Origin of the sequence: Mycobacterium sp. HUMS_12744610 (assembly GCF_041206865.1) — a bacterium.
GTDB classification, from domain to species: Bacteria; Actinomycetota; Actinomycetes; order Mycobacteriales; family Mycobacteriaceae; genus Mycobacterium; species Mycobacterium servetii.
This window is the reverse complement of the sequence record NZ_JBGEDP010000001.1, coordinates 4,302,040-4,322,788: the sequence shown is the minus strand read 5'-3', so window position 1 is coordinate 4,322,788 and position 20,749 is coordinate 4,302,040. Positions and strand designations below refer to the sequence as shown.

The window sequence follows — 20,749 nt, the reverse complement described above, 5'->3', positions numbered from 1 at the left end:
CTCTCCATATTGTGGATGCCTCTGACCGGCCGGTGGCCCCGCCACCCGGTGGCCGCGTGCGCGTCGCCGTCGTCTTCGGTGGCCGCAGCAACGAGCACGCCATCTCCTGCGTGTCCGCGGGCAGCATCCTGCGCAATCTCGACCGGCGGCGTTTCGACGTGGTCGCGATCGGCATCACCCCGGAAGGCTCCTGGGTGCTCACCGACGGCGACCCGGACTCGCTGGCGATCGCCGACCGGCGGCTGCCGGAGGTGACCACCGAATCGGGCACCGAGCTCTCCCTGCCGGCCGATCCGCGGCGCAGCGGCCAGCTGGTGTCGCTGCCCGCGAGCACCGGCGAGGTCCTGGCGTCGGTCATCGGCGAGGTCGACGTCGTGTTCCCGGTGCTGCACGGTCCCTACGGCGAGGACGGCACCATCCAGGGGCTGCTCGAACTGGCCGGTGTGCCCTACGTCGGAGCCGGGGTGCTGGCCAGCGCGGCCGGCATGGACAAGGAGTTCACAAAGAAGCTGCTGAGTGCCGAGGGGCTGCCCGTCGGCGCGCACGTCGTGCTGCGCCCGTCGCGCTCGACCTTGCGGCCCGAGGAACGCGAGCGGCTCGGGCTGCCGGTCTTCGTCAAGCCCGCCCGCGGCGGGTCCTCGATCGGTGTCAGCCGGGTCTCGAGCTGGGACGAGCTGCCCGCCGCCGTCGCCGGCGCCCGCCGGCACGACCCGAAGGTGATCGTCGAGGCGGCGGTCAACGGGCGCGAGCTGGAGTGCGGTGTGCTCGAGATGCCGGACGGCACCGTGCGGGCCAGCACGCTGGGGGAGATCCGGGTGGCCGGCGTGCGGGGCCGCGAGGACGGGTTCTACGACTTCGCGACCAAATATCTCGACGACGCGGCCGAATTGGACGTGCCCGCCAAGGTCGACGACGACATCGCCGACACCGTGCGCGAATTGGCGATCCGGGCGTTTCGCGCCATCGACTGCCAGGGCCTGGCCCGCGTCGACTTCTTCCTGACGGACGACGGCCCGGTGATCAACGAGATCAATACCATGCCGGGGTTCACCACGATCTCGATGTTCCCCAGGATGTGGGGGGCCGGCGGCGTGGACTACCCGACCCTGCTGGCGACCATGATCGACACGGCCCTGGCCCGGGGGACGGGCCTGCGCTGATCATTCGGGGCGGGCCGGGTCGATCGGCACCGCCGCGACGGTCCGGTCGATCACCTCGGAGAGCTCCTGGATGGGCGTCGGCCCCGAGTCCGGCGGCAGCGTCAGCGCGACGTACACCGGCCGGTCGACCGTGTACCACGTGAAAACCGCCGCGTCAGTCGTTGCGGGACCGGCGGATTGCGCCGAGGGGGCGGTCTCGAACCACTGCACGCGGTCGACGACCTGGATCGGCGACCCCACCACGAAGCCGGGGGGCCGGTCCAGCCCGCAGCGCAGCACCACGGGTTCGCCCCGGGGGTCGGCGCGCCAGGCGGCCACGCCGTGGGGTGCCGGCTGCGCCAGCGGCGCGCGCCGGTACTCGCCCAGCCGTTGCGGCAGCGCGCGCTCCAGCGCCCGGCACGCCGGATCGTCGGCGTGCGGCGCGGGTATCGCCGGAAGGGACACCGGTCGCGGCGGGCCCTCCCGGTTCGCCGCGATGGCCAGCACCACCCCGATCGACACGACGGCCAGCGCCACCGCGGCGACGATCACCGCGCGTGGCGGTCCCGAGTCGCCCGAATCGGTGGCCGGGTCGGTCGTCAACGCCCCCGTGCCTCCTTCTCGTACACTGGCGCGGTCCGCTCGCGCGGGCAGGTACCGAACTTACCGCAGGCCGCAGGAGGCGTGGTGGGCGACGACACGGCCGGCACCGCCCCGACCCTGCGGCAGCTCGGCGAGTTCGCCGTGATCGACCGGTTGGTGCGCGGGCGCCGGCAGCCCGGCACCGTGCTGCTCGGGCCCGGCGACGACGCGGCGATGGTGTCCGCCTCCGACGGCCGGGTGCTGGCGTCCACCGACATGCTGGTGCAGGACCGGCACTTCCGGCTGGACTGGTCGAAGCCCCACGACGTCGGGCGCAAGGCGATCGCGCAGAACGCCGCCGACGTCGAGGCGATGGGCGCGCGGGCGACGGCGTTCCTCGTCGGGTTCGGGGCGCCCGGCGACACGGCGGCGGCCGACGCCGACGCGCTGGTCGACGGGATGTGGGAGGAGGCCGTACGGGTCGGCGCCGGCATCGTCGGCGGTGACCTGGTCAGCTGTCCGCAATGGGTGCTGTCAGTGACGGTGCTGGGCGACCTGGACGGCCGCGCGCCGGTGCTGCGGTCCGGCGCGAAACCCGGTTCGGTGCTGGCCGTCGCGGGCGACCTCGGCCGGTCTGCCGCCGGATACGCGTTGTGGCACAACGGGATCGACGGCTTCGACGACCTGCGCCGCCGGCACCTGGTGCCCCGGCCGCCCTACGGCGCGGGAGCCGTGGCCGCGAGCGCCGGAGCGCAGGCGATGATCGACGTCTCCGACGGGCTCGTCGCCGACCTCGGGCACGTCGCGGAGGCGTCCGGGGTGGGCCTCGACGTGTCCACCGCGGCGCTTGCCGCCGATCGCGACCCGCTGAGTGAGGCCGCCGCCGCGGTGGGCGCCGACGCGTGGTCGTGGGTGTTCGGCGGCGGCGAAGACCACGCGCTGGCGGCCTGTTTCGCCGGCCCGGTGCCGTCCGGATGGCGCGTCATCGGGCGGGTGCTCGACGGCCCGCCCCGGGTTCTCGTCGACGGCGCGCCGTGGGGGAGGTACGCGGGCTGGCAGTCGTTTCAGGATTAGCCGGGCGACGTGAGTAGTGTGGCGCGGTGATCGTCTACGCGATGGCGAGGGGGTGGCGGTGACCGCGCGGCCGATGCACGAGCTTGTCGAGCCGGGGTGGGCGCAGGCCCTCGAGCCGGTGGCCGAGCAGGTGGCGGCGATGGGGCAATTTCTGCGGGCCGAGGTCGCCGCGGGCCGCCGGTACCTACCGGCGGGGCCGAACGTGTTGCGCGCCTTCAACTTTCCTTTCGACAGCGTGCGGGTCCTCATCGTGGGGCAGGACCCTTACCCGACCCCCGGACACGCGGTCGGGCTGAGCTTCTCGGTGGCCCCGGAGGTGCGCCCGCTGCCCCGCAGCCTGGCCAACATCTTCGACGAGTACACCGCGGACCTCGGTCATCCGCAGCCCTCGTGCGGCGACCTGACGCCCTGGGCGCAGCGCGGTGTGTTGCTGCTCAACAGGGTGCTCACCGTGCGCCCGGGCAACCCGGCGTCGCATCGGGGCAAGGGGTGGGAAGTGGTGACGGAGTGCGCGATCCGCGCCCTGGTCGAACGTCCGCAGCCGCTCGTGGCGATCTTGTGGGGCCGCGACGCGTCGACGCTGAAACCGTTGCTGGCCGACGGCGACTGCGTGGCGATCGAGTCGCCCCATCCCTCGCCGCTGTCGGCGTCCCGCGGGTTCTTCGGCTCGCGCCCGTTCAGCCGCGCCAACGATCTGCTGACCAAGCTGGGCGCCGATCCGATCGACTGGCGGTTGCCCTGACCGCGACGAACACCTACGACCTCGACGAGACCATCCGGCGGCGGCGGTCGACGCGGATGTTCCTGGCCGACCCCGTGCCGCGACGCCTGGTCGAGGAGTCGCTGGAACTGGGGATGCTCGCGCCGTCGAACTCCAACGTGCAGCCCTGGCAGGTGGTGTTCGCGTCCGGGCGGGTCGGGACAGGTTGGTCGCGGCCATGCCGGAGAAGGCGCGTTCCGAAGCGCCCAACGTCCCGGAACTCCCGGCGGAGTTCGCCCACCTGCGCCGCGAACTGGGCGCACAGGTCGACGGCGCGATGGGAATCGCCCGCGACGACGGCGAGGCGCGGCGCGTGGCCGTGCTGCGCGGACGATGTTCGGCGTCCGCGGCGAGGTCAGGGCCGGGTCAGCCCCGGGCGACCTTGCCGGCCTTGATGCAGGACGCGCACGCGTTCAGCCGTTGTTTGTTGCCGCCGGGACGGGTGACGACGTGCACGGTCTGGACGTTGGGGTCCCACCGGCGGCTGGTGCGGCGGTGGGAGTGCGACACCGACTTGCCGAAGCCGGGGCCCTTCCCGCAGATATCGCACACAGCAGCCATGTCAAAGCTCCTCAAATCATCGGGGGTCCGGCGAGCCGGCCGGGACAGCGCAACTCAGATCTTCCTGGAAAACCTGGTCGGTCCAGGATACCGACTGCGGTGGGCAACCACCAAAACGATCGGCGCCGACGGCAATCCTACGACGCGCGGTGTCGGCGCCGGTGGCTAGGCTCGATCCGGCCGGTCGCCCGCGCCGGCGGGTGCTGGCTCGCGGGCGGCCGCGCGCGTCGTCGCCGGGCTACGCTGGCGCGCACGGAGGCCGGCGCGGGAGGAGGTGGGTCGCTGTGAACGCTTCGGAAGGCACGCTCGAGGGCAGGCCGGATCGTCCGCTGGACGCGGCGGCCCTGCGGGACTGGGCGCACACCGCCGTCGGCGATCTGATCGTCCACATCGACGAGATCAACCGGCTCAACGTGTACCCCGTCGCCGATTCCGACACCGGCGCGAACATGCTGTTCACCATGCGTTCCGCGCTCGCGGAGGCGAACGCGGCGGCCGGCGGGTCGGGCTGCGTCGCCCGGGTCGCGGCCGCCCTGTCGTCCGGTGCGCTGAACGGCGCCCGCGGCAATTCCGGGGTGATCCTGTCGCAGATTCTTCGTGGTGTCGCCGACGTCGCCGCGGCCCGCGCCGCCGATTGCGGCGGGGAGCTGGCCGAGCTGGATGCCGCCGTCCTCGGGGCGGCGTTGCATCGCGGCGTCGACTTGGTCATCGCCTCGATGGGTGGCCAGGAGGTGCCCGGGACCATCGTCTCGGTGTTGCGGTCCGCCGCCGCCGCCGTCGCGGCGTGCGCCGACGACGGCCTGCCCGCGGCGCTGACCGCCGCGGGCGACGCGGCGGTGGTCGCGCTGGAGAAGACGACGGAGCAACTCGACGTGCTGGCCGACGCCGGTGCCGTCGACGCCGGGGGCCGGGGCCTACTGGTGCTGCTGGACGCGCTGCGGTCGACGGTCACCGGGCAGACGTCCGCCCGCGAGGTGTACGAGCTGTCGCCGCGCGCGCCGCAGCCCGACGCCCCCGCCGAACGGCCGTCACCGCAGTTCGAGGTGATGTACCGACTGGACGGTTGCGCCGCCGCCGGTGCGGACGTGCTGCGGGACCGGCTCGAGGAACTGGGCGACTCCGTGGCGATCGCGGCCGCGCCGTCGACGGAGGGCGGCTATTCGGTGCACGTGCACACCGACGACGCCGGCGCCGCGATCGAGGCGGGGCTGGCCGCCGGGCGGCCCAGCCGGATCGTCGTGTCAGCCCTGAGCTCGGGGGCCGCGGGATTGCCGGCGGGCAGCTGGACGCGGGAACGGGCGGTGTTGGCCGTCGTCGACGGCGACGGGGCCGCCGAGCTGTTCGGCGGCGAGGGCGCCTGCGTGCTGCGTTCGGACCCCGACGGCACCGAGTTGCCCGGCCACATCAGCGCCCACCAGCTGATGCGGGCCGTGGTGGACACCGGCGCCGCGCAGGTGATGGTGCTGCCCAACGGACTCGTGGCCGTCGAGGAACTGGTGGCCGGCTGCACTGCGGCCATCGGCTGGGGCATCGACGTGGTGCCGATACCGACCGGGTCGATGGTGCAGGGGCTGGCCGCGCTGGCCGTGCACGAAACCGGCAGGCAGGCCGTCGACGACGGCTACACGATGGCGCGGGCCGCCGGGGCGGCCCGCCACGGCTCGGTGCGCATCGCGACCGAGAGCGCGCTGACGTGGGCGGGCCGCTGCAAACCGGGCGACGGCCTGGGCATCGCGGGCGACGAGGTGCTGATCGTGGCCGACGACGCGGCCGGGGCCGCGATCGGGCTGATCGACCTGCTGCTGGCCTCGGGTGGGGACCTGGTGACGGTGCTGGTGGGCGCCGCCATGGAACCAGACCACGCGACGGCCGGCGAGGATTCCGCGGGCGTCGGCGACGTACTGCAGCGGCACGTGCACGACCACCACCCGGGCACCGAGCTGGTCACCTACCGCACGGGCCACCGCGGCGACGTGCTGCTCATCGGGGTCGAGTAACCGTGGCATCACTCGGCGAACCGCTGACCTTCGTCCTGGGCGCCAAGGCCGCCGACCCACTCGAAGAGGCCTTTGGCATCCGCACCGTCAACGACCTGCTGCGCCACTATCCGCGCAGCTACACCGAGGGCGCGACCCGCTGGGGCGCCGACGGGGACGGTCAGCAACGCCCGGAGGCCGGCGAGCACATCACGATCGTCGACACGATCGCCCAGACCGAGTCGTTCCCGATGCGCAAGACCCCGAAGAAGAAGTGTCTGCGCATCACGCTCGGCTCCGGCCGCAACAAGGTGACCGCGACGTTCTTCAACGCGAACTACCTGATGAAGGACCTCACCGAGGGCACCAAGGTGATGCTGTCCGGGGAGGTCGGGTTCTACAAGAACGTCATGCAGCTCACGCACCCGGCGTTTCTCATCCTCGACTCACCGGACGGCAAGAGCCGCGGCACGAGCTCGCTCAAGAACATCGCCATCGCCTCGCAGGCCACCGCCGGCGAGGTGCAGATGTCGGCGTTCGAGCGGGCCTTCTTCCCGATTTACCCGGCAACCACCAAGGTGCAGAGCTGGGACATCTTCCGCTGCGTGCGCCAGGTGCTCGACGTCCTCGACCCGGTCGACGATCCGCTGCCGGCGGCGCTGCTCGCCCAGTACGGCCTGGTCTCGCAGGACCGCGCGCTGCGCGACATTCACCTGGCCGAGAGCGAGCCGGAGCGCCGGCGGGCGCGCGAACGCCTGACCTTCGACGAGGCCGTCGGCCTGCAGTGGGGACTGCTCGGCCGCCGGCACAGCAAGCTGGCGGAATCGGGGCCCCCGGCGCCGGTGCGGGACGATGGCCTGGCATCAGAACTGTTGCGGCGGCTGCCATTCGAGCTGACGGCGGGTCAGCGCGACGTGCTCGACGTGATCGCGCGGGACCTGTCGGCCACCCGGCCGATGAATCGGCTGCTGCAGGGCGAGGTGGGCTCGGGAAAGACGATCGTCGCCGTGCTGGCGATGCTGCAACTGGTCGACGCCGGCTACCAGTGCGCGCTGCTGGCACCGACGGAAGTCCTTGCCGCCCAACATCTCCGGTCGATCCGCGACGTCCTGGGCCCGTTGGGCATGGCGGGCCAGCTGGGTGGGGAGGACAGCGACGACGGGGTAGCCACCAGGGTGGCGTTGCTGAGCGGATCGATGACGGCGGCGCAGAAGAAGCACGTCCGCGCCGAGGTCGCGTCCGGCGAGGCCGGGATCGTCATCGGCACCCACGCGCTGCTGCAGGACGCGGTGGAGTTCCACAACCTGGGCATGGTGGTGGTCGACGAGCAACACCGGTTCGGCGTCGAGCAGCGAGACCAGTTGCGCGCCAAGGCCGTTCCCGGGATCACGCCGCACCTGCTGGTGATGACGGCCACCCCGATCCCGCGGACCGTCGCACTGACCGTCTACGGCGACCTGGAAACCTCGACGCTGCGCGAACTTCCGCGGGGCCGCCGGCCCATCACCACCAACGCGATCTTCGTCAAGGACAAGCCCGCGTGGCTGGAGCGTGCCTGGCAGCGCATCGCCGAGGAGGTCGCCGAGGGCCGCCAGGCCTACGTGGTGGCGCCGCGGATCGACGAGAGTGACGGCAAAGAGGAGCAGGACGCCCGCCCCTCGGCGACCGCCGAGGGGCTGTTCGCGCGGTTGCGTTCCCATGAGCTGGCCGCCCTGCGGCTGGGCCTGATGCACGGACGGCTGCCGGCCGACGAGAAGGACGCCGTGATGGCGGCCTTCCGTGCGCGCGAGATCGACGTCCTGGTGTGCACCACCGTCATCGAGGTGGGCGTCGACGTACCCAACGCGACCGTCATGCTGGTGATGGACGCCGACCGGTTCGGGATCAGCCAGCTGCACCAGTTGCGGGGTCGCATCGGCCGCGGCGAGCACGACAGCCTGTGCCTGCTGGCCAGCTGGGTGCCGCCGGAATCGCGGGCCGGCCAGCGGCTCACCGCCGTCGCCGGCACCCTGGACGGCTTCGTCCTCGCCGACCTCGACCTCAAGGAGCGCCGGGAAGGAGATGTGTTGGGCCGCAACCAGTCCGGGCGCGCGATCAACCTGCGTCTGCTTTCCCTGGCCGAGCATCGCGAGGTCATCGAGGCGGCGCGCGAGTTCTGCGCCCGGGCCCACGAGCAGGACCCCGGGGACGCCGGACTGGAATTGCTGGCGGCCACGTTCACCAACACCGACCGCATCGAATACCTGGACAAGTCGTGAGGGGCCCCAACCGCAAGCTGCTGTTGTGGTTGTCGGCGATCGCGGTGTTCGCCCTGGTGGTCGCCTACCAGACGCTGGGCTCGAAGGCGGCCCAGCGCGCCGAGGTCGCCGCGCGCGCCGACGTGCCCACGGTGGCGCCCGGCACCGACGTGCTCGCCGGCATCGCGGTGCTGCCGCAGCGGCTGCACCGCTACGACTACCGCAGGGCGGCGTTCGGCGACGCGTGGGACGACGACAACGACGCCCCGCTCGGGCACAACGGGTGCGACACCCGCGACGACATCCTCAACCGCGACCTCGTCGACAAGACCTATGTGTCGATCAAGCGCTGCCCGGACGCGGTGGCCACCGGAACGCTGCATGACCCGTACACCGACAAGACCATCGCGTTCCAGCGCGGCGCGCACACCGGTGAGTCGGTGCAGATCGACCACATCGTCCCGCTGGCCTACGCGTGGGACATGGGGGCCTACGCCTGGCCGTTTCCGGAGCGGTTGCGCTTCGCCAACGACCCGGCCAACCTGCTGGCCGTGGACGGGCAGGCCAACCAGGACAAGGGCGATTCCCCGCCGGCGCGCTGGATGCCGCCGAACACCGCGTTCGACTGCCAGTACGCCATGCAGTTCATCGCCGTGCTGCGCGGCTACCGGCTACCGGTCGACGAACCTTCCGCCGGCGTTCTGAGGCAGGCCGCGGCCACCTGCCCGGCGGGCTGAGGCAGGCGCGCCCCGGGTCAGGAGCCGGTGCCGTCGAAGGTGTCCGGGTCCGGGCGCAGCCGGGTGCCGTCGTGCAGGCCGTTGATCGCGTCCATGTGCGAGGAGGCCAGTTCGAAGTCGAAGACGTCGAAGTCACCGGCGATGTGCTCGGCCCGGGCCGAGCGGAACACCACGGCGTTACCCAGCTGCAGGTTCCACCGCAGCAGCACCTGCGCGGGCGTCTTGCCGTATTCGGCGGCGACCGAGGTGACCGTCGGGTTGTCCATCAGCTTGCCCAGCGCCAGCGGCGTGTAGGACTGCGTCACCACGTTGTGCTGCGCGTTCACCTTGCGCAGCTCGTCCTGGTTGAGCAGCGGATGCAGCTCGATCTGGTTGACGGCCGGGGTGACGAAACACAGGTCGATGACGGTCGACAGGTGGTCGTCGGTGAAGTTGCAGACGCCGATGGAGCGGGCGTGGCCCTCGCCGCGGCACTGGATCAGGCCGCCGAAGGAATCCACGTATTTGCCCAGCGACGGGGCCGGCCAGTGCACCAGGTAGAGGTCCACGTAGTCCAGGCCGAGTCGCTCCAGGCTGGCGGAGCAGGCGTGCTGGGAACTGGTGAAACCCTGGTCGGCCGTGGCCAGCTTGGTGGTGACGAAAAGCTCCGCGCGCGGAATGCCGGAGGCCGCGATCGCTCGGCCCACGCCGGCCTCGTTGCCGTAGGCGGCGGCGGTGTCGATCAGCCGGCAGCCGATCTCCAGCGCCGCCGACACCGCGCGTTCGGCCTCGTCGTCCGACAACTCCGCGACGCCCAGGCCGAGAACCGGCATGGTGTTCTCGTCGTTGAGAGCTATCGAAGGTACGGCGGCGCCCGAGTCGCCAGTCACGTCATTCACCTACCTGTGAAATTGAAGGTTCGTGGATCCGGCCCGAGCCGCGTTCCGTCCTCGAGCGAAGAAATCCGCGCCATCTGGTCGGCGCTGAGTTCGAAATCGAACACGTCGAAGTTACTCGCTATCCGTGAGGGGTTCACCGACTTGGGGATCACGATATTACCCAGCTGGATGTGCCAGCGAATCAACACCTGCGCCGCGGTTCGTCCACAACTTTCCGCGACCGCCACCACCGTCGGGTCGGCCAGCAGTTCTCCCTGGCCCAGGGGCGCCCACGCCTCCGTCGCGATGCCTCGCTGCGCGTGCACCTCGCGCAGCTCGTGCTGGGGGAACCGGGGATGCAGTTCGATCTGGTTGACCGCCGGGACGATGCCGGTGGCGTCCATGAGAACCGTGAGGTGCTCGGGTTCGAAGTTGCTGACCCCGATCGAGCGGATCCGGCCCTGATCGCGCAGGTGGGCGAACGCCTTGAAGGTGTCCACGAACGTGTTCTGCGCGGGCACCGGCCAGTGGATCAGGTAAAGGTCGAGATAGTCCAGCCCCAGCCGGTCCATGCTGGCCTGAAATATCGGGGAACGCGGCCAGCGTGCTGTCGTAACCCTGGTCCGCGTTCCACAGTTTGGTCACCACGTAAAGTTGGTCGCGCGGCACGCCGGACTCGGCAACCGCCCGCCCGGTTTCCCGTTCGTTGCGGTAGGCCGCGGCGGTGTCGATGTGCCGGTAACCGGCCCGCAGCGCGGCGCTGACCGCCTGCTCGGCTTCCGCCGGCGGGACCTTGAACACCCCGAGCCCGACGATGGGGATCGCATTACCGTCGTTGAGCGTGACGCAGTTCTTCTCGAGGGAGCGGCCCATGTCTAAGAGTGTGCCAGGCGAGCAGGAGCTCCAGTCCGGAGCGAAGCGCGTGTCGATGCGCCTGCCCGCTCGCCTGCAGGGCGCGGTCACGACCATCGGCGTCAAGGTCATCCCGTGGATACCGGACCGGGCCAAACGGGTGCTGTTCGGCGGCCGTTCGGTCATCATCGACGGCAATACGCTGGACCCCACGCTGCAGCTCATGCTGTCGGGTCTGCGCGCGGTCGGCGTCGACGGCCTGGTCGTGGATGACGATCCGGCGGCATCCCGGGCCCAGATGCACGAGATGACCGTCGGGTTTCCCGGGCCGCAGATCCACGTCGAGGTCGACGACCTCTCGCTGCCCGGGCCGGCCGGCGCGATTCCGGCGCGCCACTACCGCCCGGCGGCCGGCGGTCCCGCACCTCTGCTGGTCTTCTACCACGGCGGGGGCTGGGTGCTCGGCGACCTGGACACCCACGACATGCTGTGCCGGTTGACCTGCCGCGACGCCGGCATCCACGTGTTGTCCGTGGACTACCGGCTGGCGCCCGAGCACGCCGCCCCGGCGGCGATCGAGGACGCCTACGCGGCCTTCGTGTGGGCCCACGAGCACGCCGCCGAACTCGGTGCGACGCCCGGGCGCGTCGCGGTGGGCGGGGACAGCGCGGGCGGCAACCTGGCCGCGGTGGTGTGCCAGCTGGCCCGCGACGACGCCGGGCCCGCCCCGGTGCTGCAGTGGCTGATCTACCCGCGGACCGACTTCACCGCGCGGACCCGGTCGCTGAGCCTGTTCGCCCGCGGGTTCTTGCTCACCAAGCGCGACATGGACTGGTTCCACGCCCAGTACCTGAGGGATTCCGGCATCGACCCGGCGGATCCGCGGGTGTCGCCGCTGCTGGCCGGGTCGCTGTCGGATCTGGCGCCGGCGCTGATCGCGGTCGCCGGTTTCGACCCATTGCGCGACGAGGGGGCGAGCTACGCGGCGGCGCTGCGGGCGGCCGGCACCCCGGTGGACCTGAGGTCGATGGGTTCGCTGACCCACGGCTTCGCCAACCTGTTCCCGCTGGGAGGCGGTAGCGCGGCCGCGACCAGCGAACTGATTTCGGCGCTGCGCGCTCATCTGAGCCGCGCGTGAGGCGCCCGGTAGTCTAGAGGCGCCGTCGCCCGACCGTGGTCGGGGCAATACGCAGCGAAAGACCCACGCACCGAAAGACCCCCGCACCGAAAGATCAGGGAACCCGTGGCCGACAACCCCAAACGTCCCCCGCGATTCGACATGTCCTCCGGCGGCGGCAAATCCGGCCGCCTCATCCAGATCGGCGGCACCGCGATCGTGGTGATCTTCGCGGTCGCCCTCGTGGCCTACATCGTCACGTCGCATCACAAAAAGGACGGCAACACCGGTTCGGGCGACACGGTGCGGGTGACGTCGAGCAAGTTGGTCACCCAGCCCGGCACCGGCAATCCCAAGGCGACGGTCACCTTCTACGAGGACTTTCTGTGCCCGGCCTGTGGGAACTTCGAGCGCACCTTCGGCCCGACGGTGTCCAAGTTGATCGACATCGGGGCGATCGAGGCCGACTACTCCATGGTCTCGATTCTGGACAGCCCGCGGAACCAGGACTACTCGTCGCGGGCCGGCGCGGCGGCCCTGTGCGTCGCCGACGAGTCCATCAGCGCGTTCCGCCGTTTCCACGCCGCCTTGTTCAGCAGCGACATCCAGCCCAGCGAACGCGGCACCAGCTTTCCCGACAACGCCAGGTTGATCGAGATCGCCCGGGAATCCGGCGTGGTGGGCAAGGTGCCGGACTGCATCAACAGCGGCAAGTACCTGTCCAAGGTGACCGGCGAGGCGGCGGCCGCGCACATCAACGCGACCCCGACCATCAAGATCAACGGCGACGACTACGACCCGTCGACACCCGACGCGCTGGTCGCCAAGATCAAGACCATCGTCGGCGACGTGCCGGGCATCGACACCGCGGTCAAGCCTGCGGCTTCGTGACGGCCCCGGTGTCAGCCGAACCCGTCGCACCGGTGGGCGCGGATTCGCCTCCGCGGGAGCGCGTCCCGGCGCCCAGCGCGTGGTGGATGCTGCTCGGCGGTGCGATCGGGTTGGTGGCCTCGCTGACCCTGACGGTGGAGAAGATCCACCTGCTGGGCAATCCGTCGTACGTGCCCTCCTGCAACCTCAACCCGGTCCTGGCGTGCGGATCGGTGATGGTCACGCCGGAGGCGTCGATCATGGGGGTGCCCAACACGCTGCTCGGGATCGTGGGTTTCACCGTGGTCATCGTGACCGGTGTCCTGGCGTTGGCGAAAGTGGCTTTGCCGCAATGGTATTGGACCGGCCTGACAGTCGGAATCCTGGGCGGGGTGGCGTTCGTGCACTGGTTGATCTTCCAGAGCCTGTATCGCATCGGGGCGTTGTGCCCGTACTGCATGGTGGTCTGGGTGGTGAGCGTCTCGCTGCTGGTCGTGTTGGCATCGGTCGCGGTGCGCCCGGAACTCGGGCAGGCGGGGGCCGCGACGCGGCTGCTCCACCACTGGCGCTGGTCGCTCGCCGTGCTCTGGTTCACCGCCGTGTTCCTGCTCATCATGGTCCGGTTCTGGGACTATTGGTCGACGCTGCTGTAGGTGCCCGGTGACCCGGATCATCGGAGGTGCCGCCGGGGGGCGGCGCATCGCCGTGCCTCCGCGCGGAACGCGGCCGACCACCGGCCGGGTGCGCGAATCGCTGTTCAACATCCTCGCCGCGCGCCGGGACCTGACCGGCCTGGCCGTGCTGGACCTCTACGCCGGTTCGGGGGCGCTCGGACTCGAGGCACTGTCGCGCGGCGCGGGCTCCGCGGTGTTCGTGGAGTCCGACCAGCGCGCCGCCGCCGTCCTCGCGCGCAACATCGACACCCTCGGCCTGCCCGGCGCGACGCTGCGCCGGGGGCCGGTGGCCGCGGTCCTGGCGGGCGGGGCGGCGGCTCCGGTCGACCTGGTGCTGGCCGACCCCCCGTATGACGTCGACGCCGCGGAGGTCGGGGCCGTCCTGACCGCTTTGGTCGACCACGGGTGGGCGCACGAGGGAACCGTCGTCGTGGTCGAGCGCGGGGCGAACGGCGCGGCCCTGACCTGGCCGCCCGGCTGGCGGCCATGGCCGTCGCGTGGCTACGGCGACACCCGACTGGAGATGGCCGAGGTGGGCTGAGGCGGACGTGTACCGTCATGCGTCATGGACGCCGCTGTTCCTCATCGCCCGGACCCGCATCGTCGGCGGCGCGGCCTGTGACGGGCGCGGTGTGCCCCGGGTCGTTCGACCCGGTGACGTTGGGCCACATCGACGTTTTCGAGCGGGCCGCGGGCCAGTTCGACGAGGTGGTCGTCGCGATCCTGTCCAACCCGGCCAAGCAGGGCATGTTCGCCCTCGACGAGCGGATCGCCATGATCGAGGAGTCGACGACGCACCTGCCGAACCTGCGGGTGGAGGCGGGAGAAGGCCTGGTGGTCGACTTCGTCACGGCCCGCGGGATGACGGCCATCGTCAAGGGGCTGCGCACCGACACCGACTTCGAATACGAGCTGCAGATGGCGCAGATGAACAAGCACATCGCCGGTGTCGACACCTTTTTCGTGGCGACCGCGCCGGAGTATTCGTTCGTGTCGTCGTCGCTGGCCAAGGAGGTCGCGACGCTGGGCGGTGACGTGTCCCGGCTGTTGCCCGAACCGGTGAACCGCCGCATGCGCGGCAAGCTCGCCGACCGTCGCTGAATGGCGTTCCGCCGCAACGATTCAGAAGGGACCCGGTGAGATACATCGCCTTGGAAGAGGCCTTCTCGATCCCCGGGATCGCCGATCCCATGCCCGGGTTGTCCTTGCGCGCAACGCCGTACGCCGAGGAATGGCTGCGCAAGCTGCCCGACTTCACCCAGTACCGGCTCCCGGAGATGGACGCCGCCGGCATCGACGTCCAGGTGCTGTCGCTGACCGTTCCCGGTCTGCAGGCCGACCTCGACGCCGCCACGGCGCGCGACAACGCCCGGCGCGCCAACGACTTCCTGGCCGATGTGGTGTCCCGGCACCCGTCCCGGTTCCGCGGTTTCGCCGCGCTACCTCTGCAGGATCCCGGGGCGGCGGTCGCCGAATTGGAGCGCTGCATCGGCGAGCTGGGGTTCTGCGGCGCGTTGGTCAACGACCATCTGGGTGGTCACTACCTCGACGAGCCGATCTTCGAACCGCTGTGGGAAGCGCTGGAATCTTTGGCCGTCCCGCTGTACCTGCACCCCGGCGCCCCGCCGGCCGATCACTGGCACGTGCTGAACGGCCACCCGGAACTCTATGGCGCCATGTGGAGTTGGGCGGCCGAGGTGTCGGGGCACGCGCTGCGGATCCTGTGTGGCGGCGTGTTCGACCGCCACCCGTCCGCGACGCTGATCCTGGGCCACATGGGCGAGTTCCTGCCGTTCCAGCGCAGCCGGCTGGACTCGCGGTATGCGACCACCACCCCCGACTACCGGCTACACCGCCCCCCATCGGCCTACCTGGGCACCAACATCGTGTTCACCACCAGCGGCGTCTTCTCCCCGGCGACGCTCACCGGCGCCGTGCTCGAGGTCGGGGCGGACGCCATCATGTTCTCCGTCGACTATCCCTACGAGTCGTCGCAGGCGGCCGTCGACGGGTTCGAGCGCACCACGCTGAGCGCGGCCGACCGCGCGAAGATCGCCCACGGCAACGCCGAACGCATCTTGCGGATCTGACTCATCCGATGGCCGCACCGATTCGGTCGGCCACCTCCAGGGTCGCCCGATGCGCCGCCTTCGACGACCGGCTGAACTGCGGGAACCCGGGGATGAGATCGGGATGATGGATGTAGGTCAGCTCGTTTACGGCCGCGGCGAGTTTCCTCGCGTAGGCGTGCCCGACGTCCCGGAGCGGGTCGAAGCCGTTGGTGACCAGGATCGCCGGCGGCAGGCCGGTGTGGCTCGGGGCGTTCATCGGGGTGATACACGGGTCGCGCGCGTCGTCGCCGTCGCGCAGGAGGTTGCGGGTCGGGTACTTCGACTCGGGTGCCAGCCGGTAGCCGACCGCGTCGGTGCTGATCCCGGCGCGCTCGGCGATCAGCCGCACCGGAACCTCGAACTCGTCGAGCGTGCCGTAGGTGTAGCCGCCGCCGTGCAGGTAGACCAGCGCGCCCGACGGGGTGGACGCCGGCCGGGTGGGGGGGGTGCCGGCGGACCGGGATGGATCCGTGCGGCACCAGGTGCTGCACCGAGCCGATCGGCGGCCAGGGTCCCACGCCGAGCTGCCGGTGTTCGCGGCGCCCCTGGGCGATCGGGATGTCTGCGCCCAGCCTCGGGCCGCCGGGCAACCATGCCCGCAGTTCGGGGTCGAGGGTGCCGCGACCGACCGAGTCGGGGCGGTGGTGCGGTCGTAGACGGGCGCCCGATCCGCCTACCCGTCTCGTCCCGCCGGAAACGGCTGTGCCGGAATGAGATGCGCTGTGCCGAAGATCAATTCGACAAGGTATCCGGCGACGACCATCGCGGCGTAGAAGGTGGCCGGCAGCGTCAGCATCATCCTGGTGCCGTAGTACTTGCGGTAGATGTTCAAGATCGGCACGATCAGCAGGTCGGCGTAGATGAACGCGACGACGCCACCGAAGCTGATGCCGCCGTTCCACAGCACCGCGGCAAGCGGCACATTGCCGATCGAGCAGACGAACGAAGCGATCGCCACGACCGGTCCGACGATCGGCCCCCACAGTGCCGCCCAGCCCGGGTGGTCGGCCAAAAAGAAGCCCTGCCAGAAGCTTTCGGGCACCCAGGCTCCGATGGCCCCGCGATCAACAGGCCCACGACCAGGTCACGCAGAATCGCCGACCACTCCATGACGAACACGTGCGACACCGAGGTGAAGCCCTGGCAGGACAGGAGCCGTCGCCAGAACGAACCCTCGTCCTGGATCGACATGTCCATCGCCGCATGGCCTTCCATCGATCCGGCCAGTCCCCGCTCGGCCTGTGCGCGGGCGGCGTCGACGAGCCGGGAGCGCACGAAGACGCGGAACAGGACGGCCAGCGCGACGATCATCAGCGGCCCGCCGACGAACTCCGCGGCGGTGAACTGCCACCCCGTCAGCAGCGCCAGGATGCTGCCCAACTCCACGACCAGATTGGTGGAGCCGCTCTCGAAGGCCATCGCCGCGGTGAAGTTGGCGCCCTTGCGGAACAGTGACCGGGCCAGGGCGACGGCCGCATACGAGCACGACGACGAGGCCGCGCCCAGGCCCGCCGCCGGCGCGAGGGTGCGGGGCCGGTCGTCACCGAGGAGGGCAACGACCGTCGAGCGGCGCACCACGGCCTGCACCACCGCGGACAGGGTGAAGCCGAGGATCAGCGCCCACAGGATCTCCCACGTCATCGTGCCGGCCAGGCCCAGGGCGTGGCCGATCGCTGCCAGCACTGTCACGAATTCCTCCGCCCGGTTGGCGCCGCCCGCCCCGACGCACGTATACCCCAGTGGGGTATAAGGCAAAGCCGTGTGCGGGGGGACACCCCCAATTCTGGGATTCGCCCCGGACGTCGCGCTCTCTAGAATCGCTGTCTGCGCGACAAAAAGCCGCGACAAAACAGCGACAAAACGCGACAAAGGCGCGAACGGGCGAATTCCTGCGAAATTCTCCCCGTTCTCCGCCGGGCAGGTGCCCGACACACCGGCGTCGCCACCACTGTCACGGACGTAACAACAGGCACACTGGTAACAACAGAGTTTTTTGGCGAGACGCCCAGGAGGGTATGGCCGTGTACCGAGTCTTTGAAGCGCTGGACGAACTGGCCGCCATTGTCGAAGAAGCCCGTGGCGTGCCGATGACGGCCGGCTGTGTGGTGCCCCGCGGCGACGTGCTCGAACTGGTCGACGACATCAAGGATGCGATCCCCGGCGAACTGGACGACGCCCAGGACGTTCTCGATGCGCGGGACTCGATGCTGCAGGAGGCCAAGGAACACGCCGAGTCGATGGTGGACTCGGCGACCACCGAGTCCGAGTCGATGCTCAACCACGCCCGCGCGGAGGCCGACCGGCTGCTGTCCGACGCGAAAGCGCAGGCCGACCGGATGGTGAGCGAAGCCCGCCAACACAGCGAACGGATGGTCGCCGAGGCGCGCGAGGAGTCGGTGCGCATCGCCACGGCCGCCAAGCGCGAGTACGAGGCCAGCACCAGCCGGGCCCAGGCCGAATGCGACCGGCTGCTCGAGAGCGGCAACCTCTCGTACGAGAAGGCCGTGCAAGAGGGCATCAAGGAGCAGCAGCGCCTGGTGTCCCAGAACGAGGTGGTGCAGGCGGCCAAGGCCGAGTCCGCCCGGCTCATCGACACCGCCCATGCCGAGGCCGACCGGCTCCGGGGCGAGTGCGACGTCTACGTCGACAGCAAACTCGCGGAGTTCGAGGACTTCCTCAACGGCACGCTGCGGTCCGTGGGCCGAGGGCGCCACCAACTACGGACGGCGGCGGGCACCCACGACTACGCCACGCGGTAGCCGAACCGGCTCACCACGGCAGCCGCCGGTTCAGCCTGGCGTTATGCGGTCGGCGCCGTAGGATTTCCCCTATGACGCGGCAGCACAGCACCACGGCGCACCGTCGTCCGGGTTCACCCATGAAGCTGGACATCACACCGCTGGGCCGACGCCCGGGCGCGATGGTCACGCTGCGGGAAACCATGCCCAGCCCGTCGCGCATCGGGCTGGACATGATCGCGATCGAGCGGGGCGCGCCGCTGGAACTGGATCTGCGGCTCGAGTCGGTGTCCGAAGGGGTGTTGGTCAGCGGAACGGTCACCGCGCCCACCTCCGGCGAATGTTCCCGCTGCCTGGGCACGGTCGACGGACGCATCCAGGTGGCCCTGACCGAGCTGTTCGCCTACCCGGGCAGCACGACCGAGGCGACCACCGGGGAAGACGAGGTCGGCCACATCGTCGACGACACCGTCGACATCGAGCAGTCCGTCATCGACGCCGTCGGGCTGGAGCTGCCGTTCTCCCCGGTGTGCCGGCCCGATTGCCCCGGGCTGTGCCCCCAATGCGGCGTCTCGCTGGCCGCCGAGCCGGACCACTTCCACGAGCGCATCGACCCGCGGTGGGCCAAGCTGACCGAGATGCTGCCACCGGGGCCCGATATCTCGCGGGGTGAGCGTTGACCTCCCGGGAAGAGCTGCTCGACGCGCTCGGTGTCGACCTGCCCGAGGAGCTGCTCGAGCTGGCGCTGACACACCGCAGCTACGCCTACGAACACGGCGGCCTGCCGACCAACGAGCGCCTCGAGTTCCTCGGGGACGCCGTTCTGGGGCTCACGATCACCGACGAGCTCTACCACCGCCACCCCGACCGCTCGGAGGGGGACCTGGCCAAACTGCGCGCCAGCGTCGTCAACACCCAGGCACTGGCCGACGTCGCGCGCAACCTGTCCGCCGAGGGCCTCGGAGTCCACCTGCTGCTGGGCCGCGGCGAGGCGAACACCGGCGGTGCGGACAAGTCCAGCATCCTGGCAGACGGCATGGAATCCCTGTTGGGCGCCATCTACCTGCAGCACGGAATCACCACGGCCCGCGAGGTGATCCTGCGGTTGTTCGGCGCGCTGCTGGACGCCGCGCCCACGCTGGGGGCCGGGCTGGACTGGAAGACCAGCCTGCAGGAGCTGACCGCGGCGCGCGGCCTGGGCGCGCCGTCCTACCTGGTGACCTCCACCGGACCGGATCACGACAAGGAATTCACCGCGGTGGTCGTCGTGATGGAGATCGAATACGGCTCGGGCATCGGGCGCTCCAAGAAGGAGGCCGAGCAGAAGGCCGCGGCAGCCACCTGGAAGGCGTTGGAGGCGCTCGACACCGCGGGGAAAACGCCCGTCTAGATCGACGGTGATGACCCGCTGCGCCCGGCTTTGCGGCGCTTGCGATCATGCCCGTCTAGGTTGACGGTGATGACCCGCTGCGCCCGGCTTTGCCGCGCTTGCGATCATGCCCGTCTAGGTTGACGGTGATGACCCGCTGCGCCCGGCTTTGCCGCGCTTGCGATCATCACTAGATGCCCGAGCTGCCTGAAGTCGAGGTGGTGCGCCGGGGATTGCAGTCCCATGTGGTCGGCAGGACGATCACGGCGGTCCGGGTGCACCACCCGCGCGCGGTGCGCCGCCACGAAGCCGGGCCCGGCGACCTCACCTCCCGGCTTCTGGGGGAGCGGATCACCGGGACCGATCGCCGCGGCAAATACCTGTGGCTGCTGCTGGGGTCGGACAGCGCGCTCGTCGTCCACCTCGGCATGAGCGGGCAGATGCTGCTGGGCGCCGTCCCGCGCGCCGAGCACGTGCGAATCTCCGCGCTGCTCGACGACGGGACCGTGCTGAGCTTCGCCGATCAGCGGACCTTCGGCGGGTGGCTGCTCGCCGACCTGGTGGAAGTCGACGGCAGCGTGGTGCCGGAGCCTGTCGCGCACCTGGCCCGTGACCCGCTGGATCCCCGCTTCGACGCCGCCGCCGTGGTGGGGGTGCTGCGCGGCAAGCATTCCGAGCTCAAGCGCCAGCTCTTGGACCAGCAGGTGGTGTCGGGGATCGGCAACATCTACGCCGACGAGGCGCTGTGGCGGGCCAAGGTGCACGGCGCCCGGGTGGCGGCCACGCTGAGCCGCCCACGCCTGGCCGCCGTGCTGGACGCCGCCGCGGAGGTTATGCGCGAGGCGCTGGCCAAGGGTGGAACGTCGTTCGACTCGCTCTATGTCAACGTCAACGGAGAGTCGGGGTACTTCGACCGGTCGCTGGACGCCTACGGCCGCGAGGGCCAGGCGTGCCGGCGCTGCGGCGCGGTGATGCGCCGGGAGAAGTTCATGAACCGCTCGTCGTTCTACTGCCCGAAATGCCAGCCCCGCCCGCGGACCTCGGGCATGAATCCACGGCTTTGATGCACACCCGTTCGCGCTCTTCACGTAAAAA

General features: G+C 70.6%; 21 protein-coding genes and 2 pseudogenes. 17 read left to right on the top strand and 6 right to left on the bottom strand.

The genetic code is table 11. From position 1 onward, the window contains the following. The first annotated feature begins 32 nt into the window (after nt 1–32). Nucleotides 33–1,160: a D-alanine--D-alanine ligase family protein gene (locus tag AB8998_RS20770; RefSeq protein ID WP_369741682.1), complete on the top strand. Its 1,128-nt coding sequence runs from the start codon at nt 33–35 to the stop codon at nt 1,158–1,160. Here the strand turns inward: AB8998_RS20770 and AB8998_RS20765 are convergent, their stop codons facing one another. Beyond that, a complete protein-coding gene (locus tag AB8998_RS20765) occupies nt 1,161–1,742 on the bottom strand; it encodes a DUF3515 domain-containing protein (RefSeq protein WP_369739576.1) in 582 nt (193 codons plus the stop codon). A gap of 84 nt (nt 1,743–1,826) precedes the next feature. On the opposite strand from AB8998_RS20765, the gene AB8998_RS20760 reads away from it, so the two are divergent. From AB8998_RS20760 to AB8998_RS20750, 3 genes are read left to right on the top strand one after another with little or no spacing between them, the layout of a single operon-like run. Further along, nucleotides 1,827–2,795, top strand: coding sequence for a thiamine-phosphate kinase (locus AB8998_RS20760; protein WP_369739575.1), 969 nt, complete (start codon nt 1,827–1,829; stop codon nt 2,793–2,795). Between the two features lie 58 nt (nt 2,796–2,853). After that, nucleotides 2,854–3,537: a uracil-DNA glycosylase gene (locus tag AB8998_RS20755; RefSeq protein ID WP_369739574.1), complete on the top strand. Its 684-nt coding sequence runs from the start codon at nt 2,854–2,856 to the stop codon at nt 3,535–3,537. A gap of 56 nt (nt 3,538–3,593) precedes the next feature. Next, entirely contained in the window at nt 3,594–3,950 is a 357-nt protein-coding gene (locus AB8998_RS20750) for a nitroreductase family protein (protein WP_369739573.1), read from the top strand. Here the strand turns inward: AB8998_RS20750 and rpmB are convergent. Beyond that, nucleotides 3,922–4,116 (bottom strand): 50S ribosomal protein L28, encoded by a 195-nt coding sequence (gene rpmB, locus AB8998_RS20745; protein WP_369739572.1) that lies wholly within the window; start codon nt 4,114–4,116, stop codon nt 3,922–3,924. The two genes, AB8998_RS20750 and rpmB, sit on opposite strands and share 29 nt — an antisense overlap. 329 nt (nt 4,117–4,445) lie before the next feature. On the opposite strand from rpmB, the gene AB8998_RS20740 reads away from it, so the two are divergent. From AB8998_RS20740 to AB8998_RS20730, 3 genes are read left to right on the top strand one after another with little or no spacing between them, the layout of a single operon-like run. Beyond that, complete coding sequence (locus AB8998_RS20740) at nt 4,446–6,113, top strand: DAK2 domain-containing protein (protein WP_369741681.1); 1,668 nt, start codon at nt 4,446–4,448, stop codon at nt 6,111–6,113. 2 nt (nt 6,114–6,115) lie between these two features. Beyond that, the gene (gene recG, locus AB8998_RS20735) at nt 6,116–8,350 is read left to right on the top strand and encodes an ATP-dependent DNA helicase RecG (RefSeq protein ID WP_369739571.1); all 2,235 of its coding nucleotides are present in this window, start codon (nt 6,116–6,118) and stop codon (nt 8,348–8,350) included. Then, a complete protein-coding gene (locus AB8998_RS20730) occupies nt 8,347–9,066 on the top strand; it encodes an HNH endonuclease family protein (RefSeq protein WP_369739570.1) in 720 nt (239 codons plus the stop codon). The genes recG and AB8998_RS20730 overlap by 4 nt, the downstream gene beginning before the upstream one ends. A 17-nt stretch (nt 9,067–9,083) precedes the next feature. Here the strand turns inward: AB8998_RS20730 and AB8998_RS20725 are convergent, their stop codons facing one another. Both AB8998_RS20725 and AB8998_RS20720 read right to left on the bottom strand, forming a co-directional pair. Further along, nucleotides 9,084–9,935, bottom strand: a complete 852-nt coding sequence (locus AB8998_RS20725) for an aldo/keto reductase (RefSeq protein ID WP_369739569.1) — start codon at nt 9,933–9,935, stop codon at nt 9,084–9,086. 5 nt (nt 9,936–9,940) lie between these two features. Next, a pseudogene (locus AB8998_RS20720) lies at nt 9,941–10,796 on the bottom strand (aldo/keto reductase). On the opposite strand from AB8998_RS20720, the gene AB8998_RS20715 reads away from it, so the two are divergent. From AB8998_RS20715 to AB8998_RS20690, 6 genes are all read left to right on the top strand, one after another. Then, nucleotides 10,795–11,913, top strand: coding sequence for an alpha/beta hydrolase (locus tag AB8998_RS20715; protein WP_369739568.1), 1,119 nt, complete (start codon nt 10,795–10,797; stop codon nt 11,911–11,913). The pseudogene AB8998_RS20720 and the gene AB8998_RS20715 sit on opposite strands and share 2 nt — an antisense overlap. Before the next feature lie 105 nt (nt 11,914–12,018). After that, entirely contained in the window at nt 12,019–12,783 is a 765-nt protein-coding gene (locus AB8998_RS20710) for a DsbA family protein (RefSeq protein WP_369739567.1), read from the top strand. Then, nucleotides 12,780–13,415 (top strand): vitamin K epoxide reductase family protein, encoded by a 636-nt coding sequence (locus tag AB8998_RS20705; RefSeq protein ID WP_369739566.1) that lies wholly within the window; start codon nt 12,780–12,782, stop codon nt 13,413–13,415. Before AB8998_RS20710 ends, AB8998_RS20705 begins: the two co-directional genes overlap by 4 nt. A 7-nt stretch (nt 13,416–13,422) precedes the next feature. After that, nucleotides 13,423–13,977, top strand: a complete 555-nt coding sequence (gene rsmD / locus AB8998_RS20700; RefSeq protein ID WP_369739565.1) for a 16S rRNA (guanine(966)-N(2))-methyltransferase RsmD — start codon at nt 13,423–13,425, stop codon at nt 13,975–13,977. Nucleotides 13,978–14,054: 77 nt separating this feature from the next. Continuing rightward, a complete protein-coding gene (gene coaD, locus AB8998_RS20695; RefSeq protein WP_369739564.1) occupies nt 14,055–14,537 on the top strand; it encodes a pantetheine-phosphate adenylyltransferase in 483 nt (160 codons plus the stop codon). A gap of 35 nt (nt 14,538–14,572) precedes the next feature. Further along, nucleotides 14,573–15,526: an amidohydrolase family protein gene (locus AB8998_RS20690; RefSeq protein ID WP_369739563.1), complete on the top strand. Its 954-nt coding sequence runs from the start codon at nt 14,573–14,575 to the stop codon at nt 15,524–15,526. Between the two features lies 1 nt (nt 15,527). Here AB8998_RS20690 and AB8998_RS20685 read toward each other — a convergent pair whose 3' ends face one another. After that, complete coding sequence (locus tag AB8998_RS20685) at nt 15,528–15,947, bottom strand: alpha/beta hydrolase (protein WP_369741680.1); 420 nt, start codon at nt 15,945–15,947, stop codon at nt 15,528–15,530. A 300-nt stretch (nt 15,948–16,247) separates the two neighbouring features. Further along, nucleotides 16,248–17,188 (bottom strand): annotated as a pseudogene (locus tag AB8998_RS20680) (permease); the annotation flags it as partial. 380 nt (nt 17,189–17,568) lie between these two features. Between AB8998_RS20680 and sepIVA the strand changes: the two are divergent. The 4 genes from sepIVA (at nt 17,569) to mutM (ending at nt 20,718) form a co-directional block, all read left to right on the top strand. Next, nucleotides 17,569–18,306 carry a cell division protein SepIVA gene (gene sepIVA / locus AB8998_RS20675; RefSeq protein WP_369739562.1) on the top strand — a complete coding sequence of 246 codons (738 nt, stop codon included), beginning with the start codon at nt 17,569–17,571 and terminating at the stop codon, nt 18,304–18,306. A gap of 71 nt (nt 18,307–18,377) precedes the next feature. Beyond that, on the top strand, nt 18,378–18,965 hold the full coding sequence (locus tag AB8998_RS20670; protein WP_369739561.1) for a YceD family protein: 588 nt from the start codon (nt 18,378–18,380) through the stop codon (nt 18,963–18,965). After that, nucleotides 18,962–19,675: a ribonuclease III gene (rnc, locus tag AB8998_RS20665; protein ID WP_369739560.1), complete on the top strand. Its 714-nt coding sequence runs from the start codon at nt 18,962–18,964 to the stop codon at nt 19,673–19,675. The genes AB8998_RS20670 and rnc overlap by 4 nt, the downstream gene beginning before the upstream one ends. 173 nt (nt 19,676–19,848) lie before the next feature. Continuing rightward, nucleotides 19,849–20,718, top strand: coding sequence for a DNA-formamidopyrimidine glycosylase (gene mutM, locus AB8998_RS20660; protein ID WP_369739559.1), 870 nt, complete (start codon nt 19,849–19,851; stop codon nt 20,716–20,718). The last annotated feature ends 31 nt before the right edge of the window (nt 20,719–20,749 follow it).

Bases quoted from the DNA above. Each gene is read 5' to 3' on its own strand.
- mutM (WP_369739559.1), top strand. From the start codon at position 19,849: ATGCCCGAGCTGCCTGAAGTCGAGGTGGTGCGCCGGGGATTGCAGTCC.
- AB8998_RS20715 (WP_369739568.1), top strand. From the start codon at position 10,795: ATGTCTAAGAGTGTGCCAGGCGAGCAGGAGCTCCAGTCCGGAGCGAAG.
- AB8998_RS20750 (WP_369739573.1), top strand. From the start codon at position 3,594: ATGTTCCTGGCCGACCCCGTGCCGCGACGCCTGGTCGAGGAGTCGCTG.
- AB8998_RS20670 (WP_369739561.1), top strand. From the start codon at position 18,378: ATGACGCGGCAGCACAGCACCACGGCGCACCGTCGTCCGGGTTCACCC.
- rpmB (WP_369739572.1), bottom strand. From the start codon at position 4,116: ATGGCTGCTGTGTGCGATATCTGCGGGAAGGGCCCCGGCTTCGGCAAG.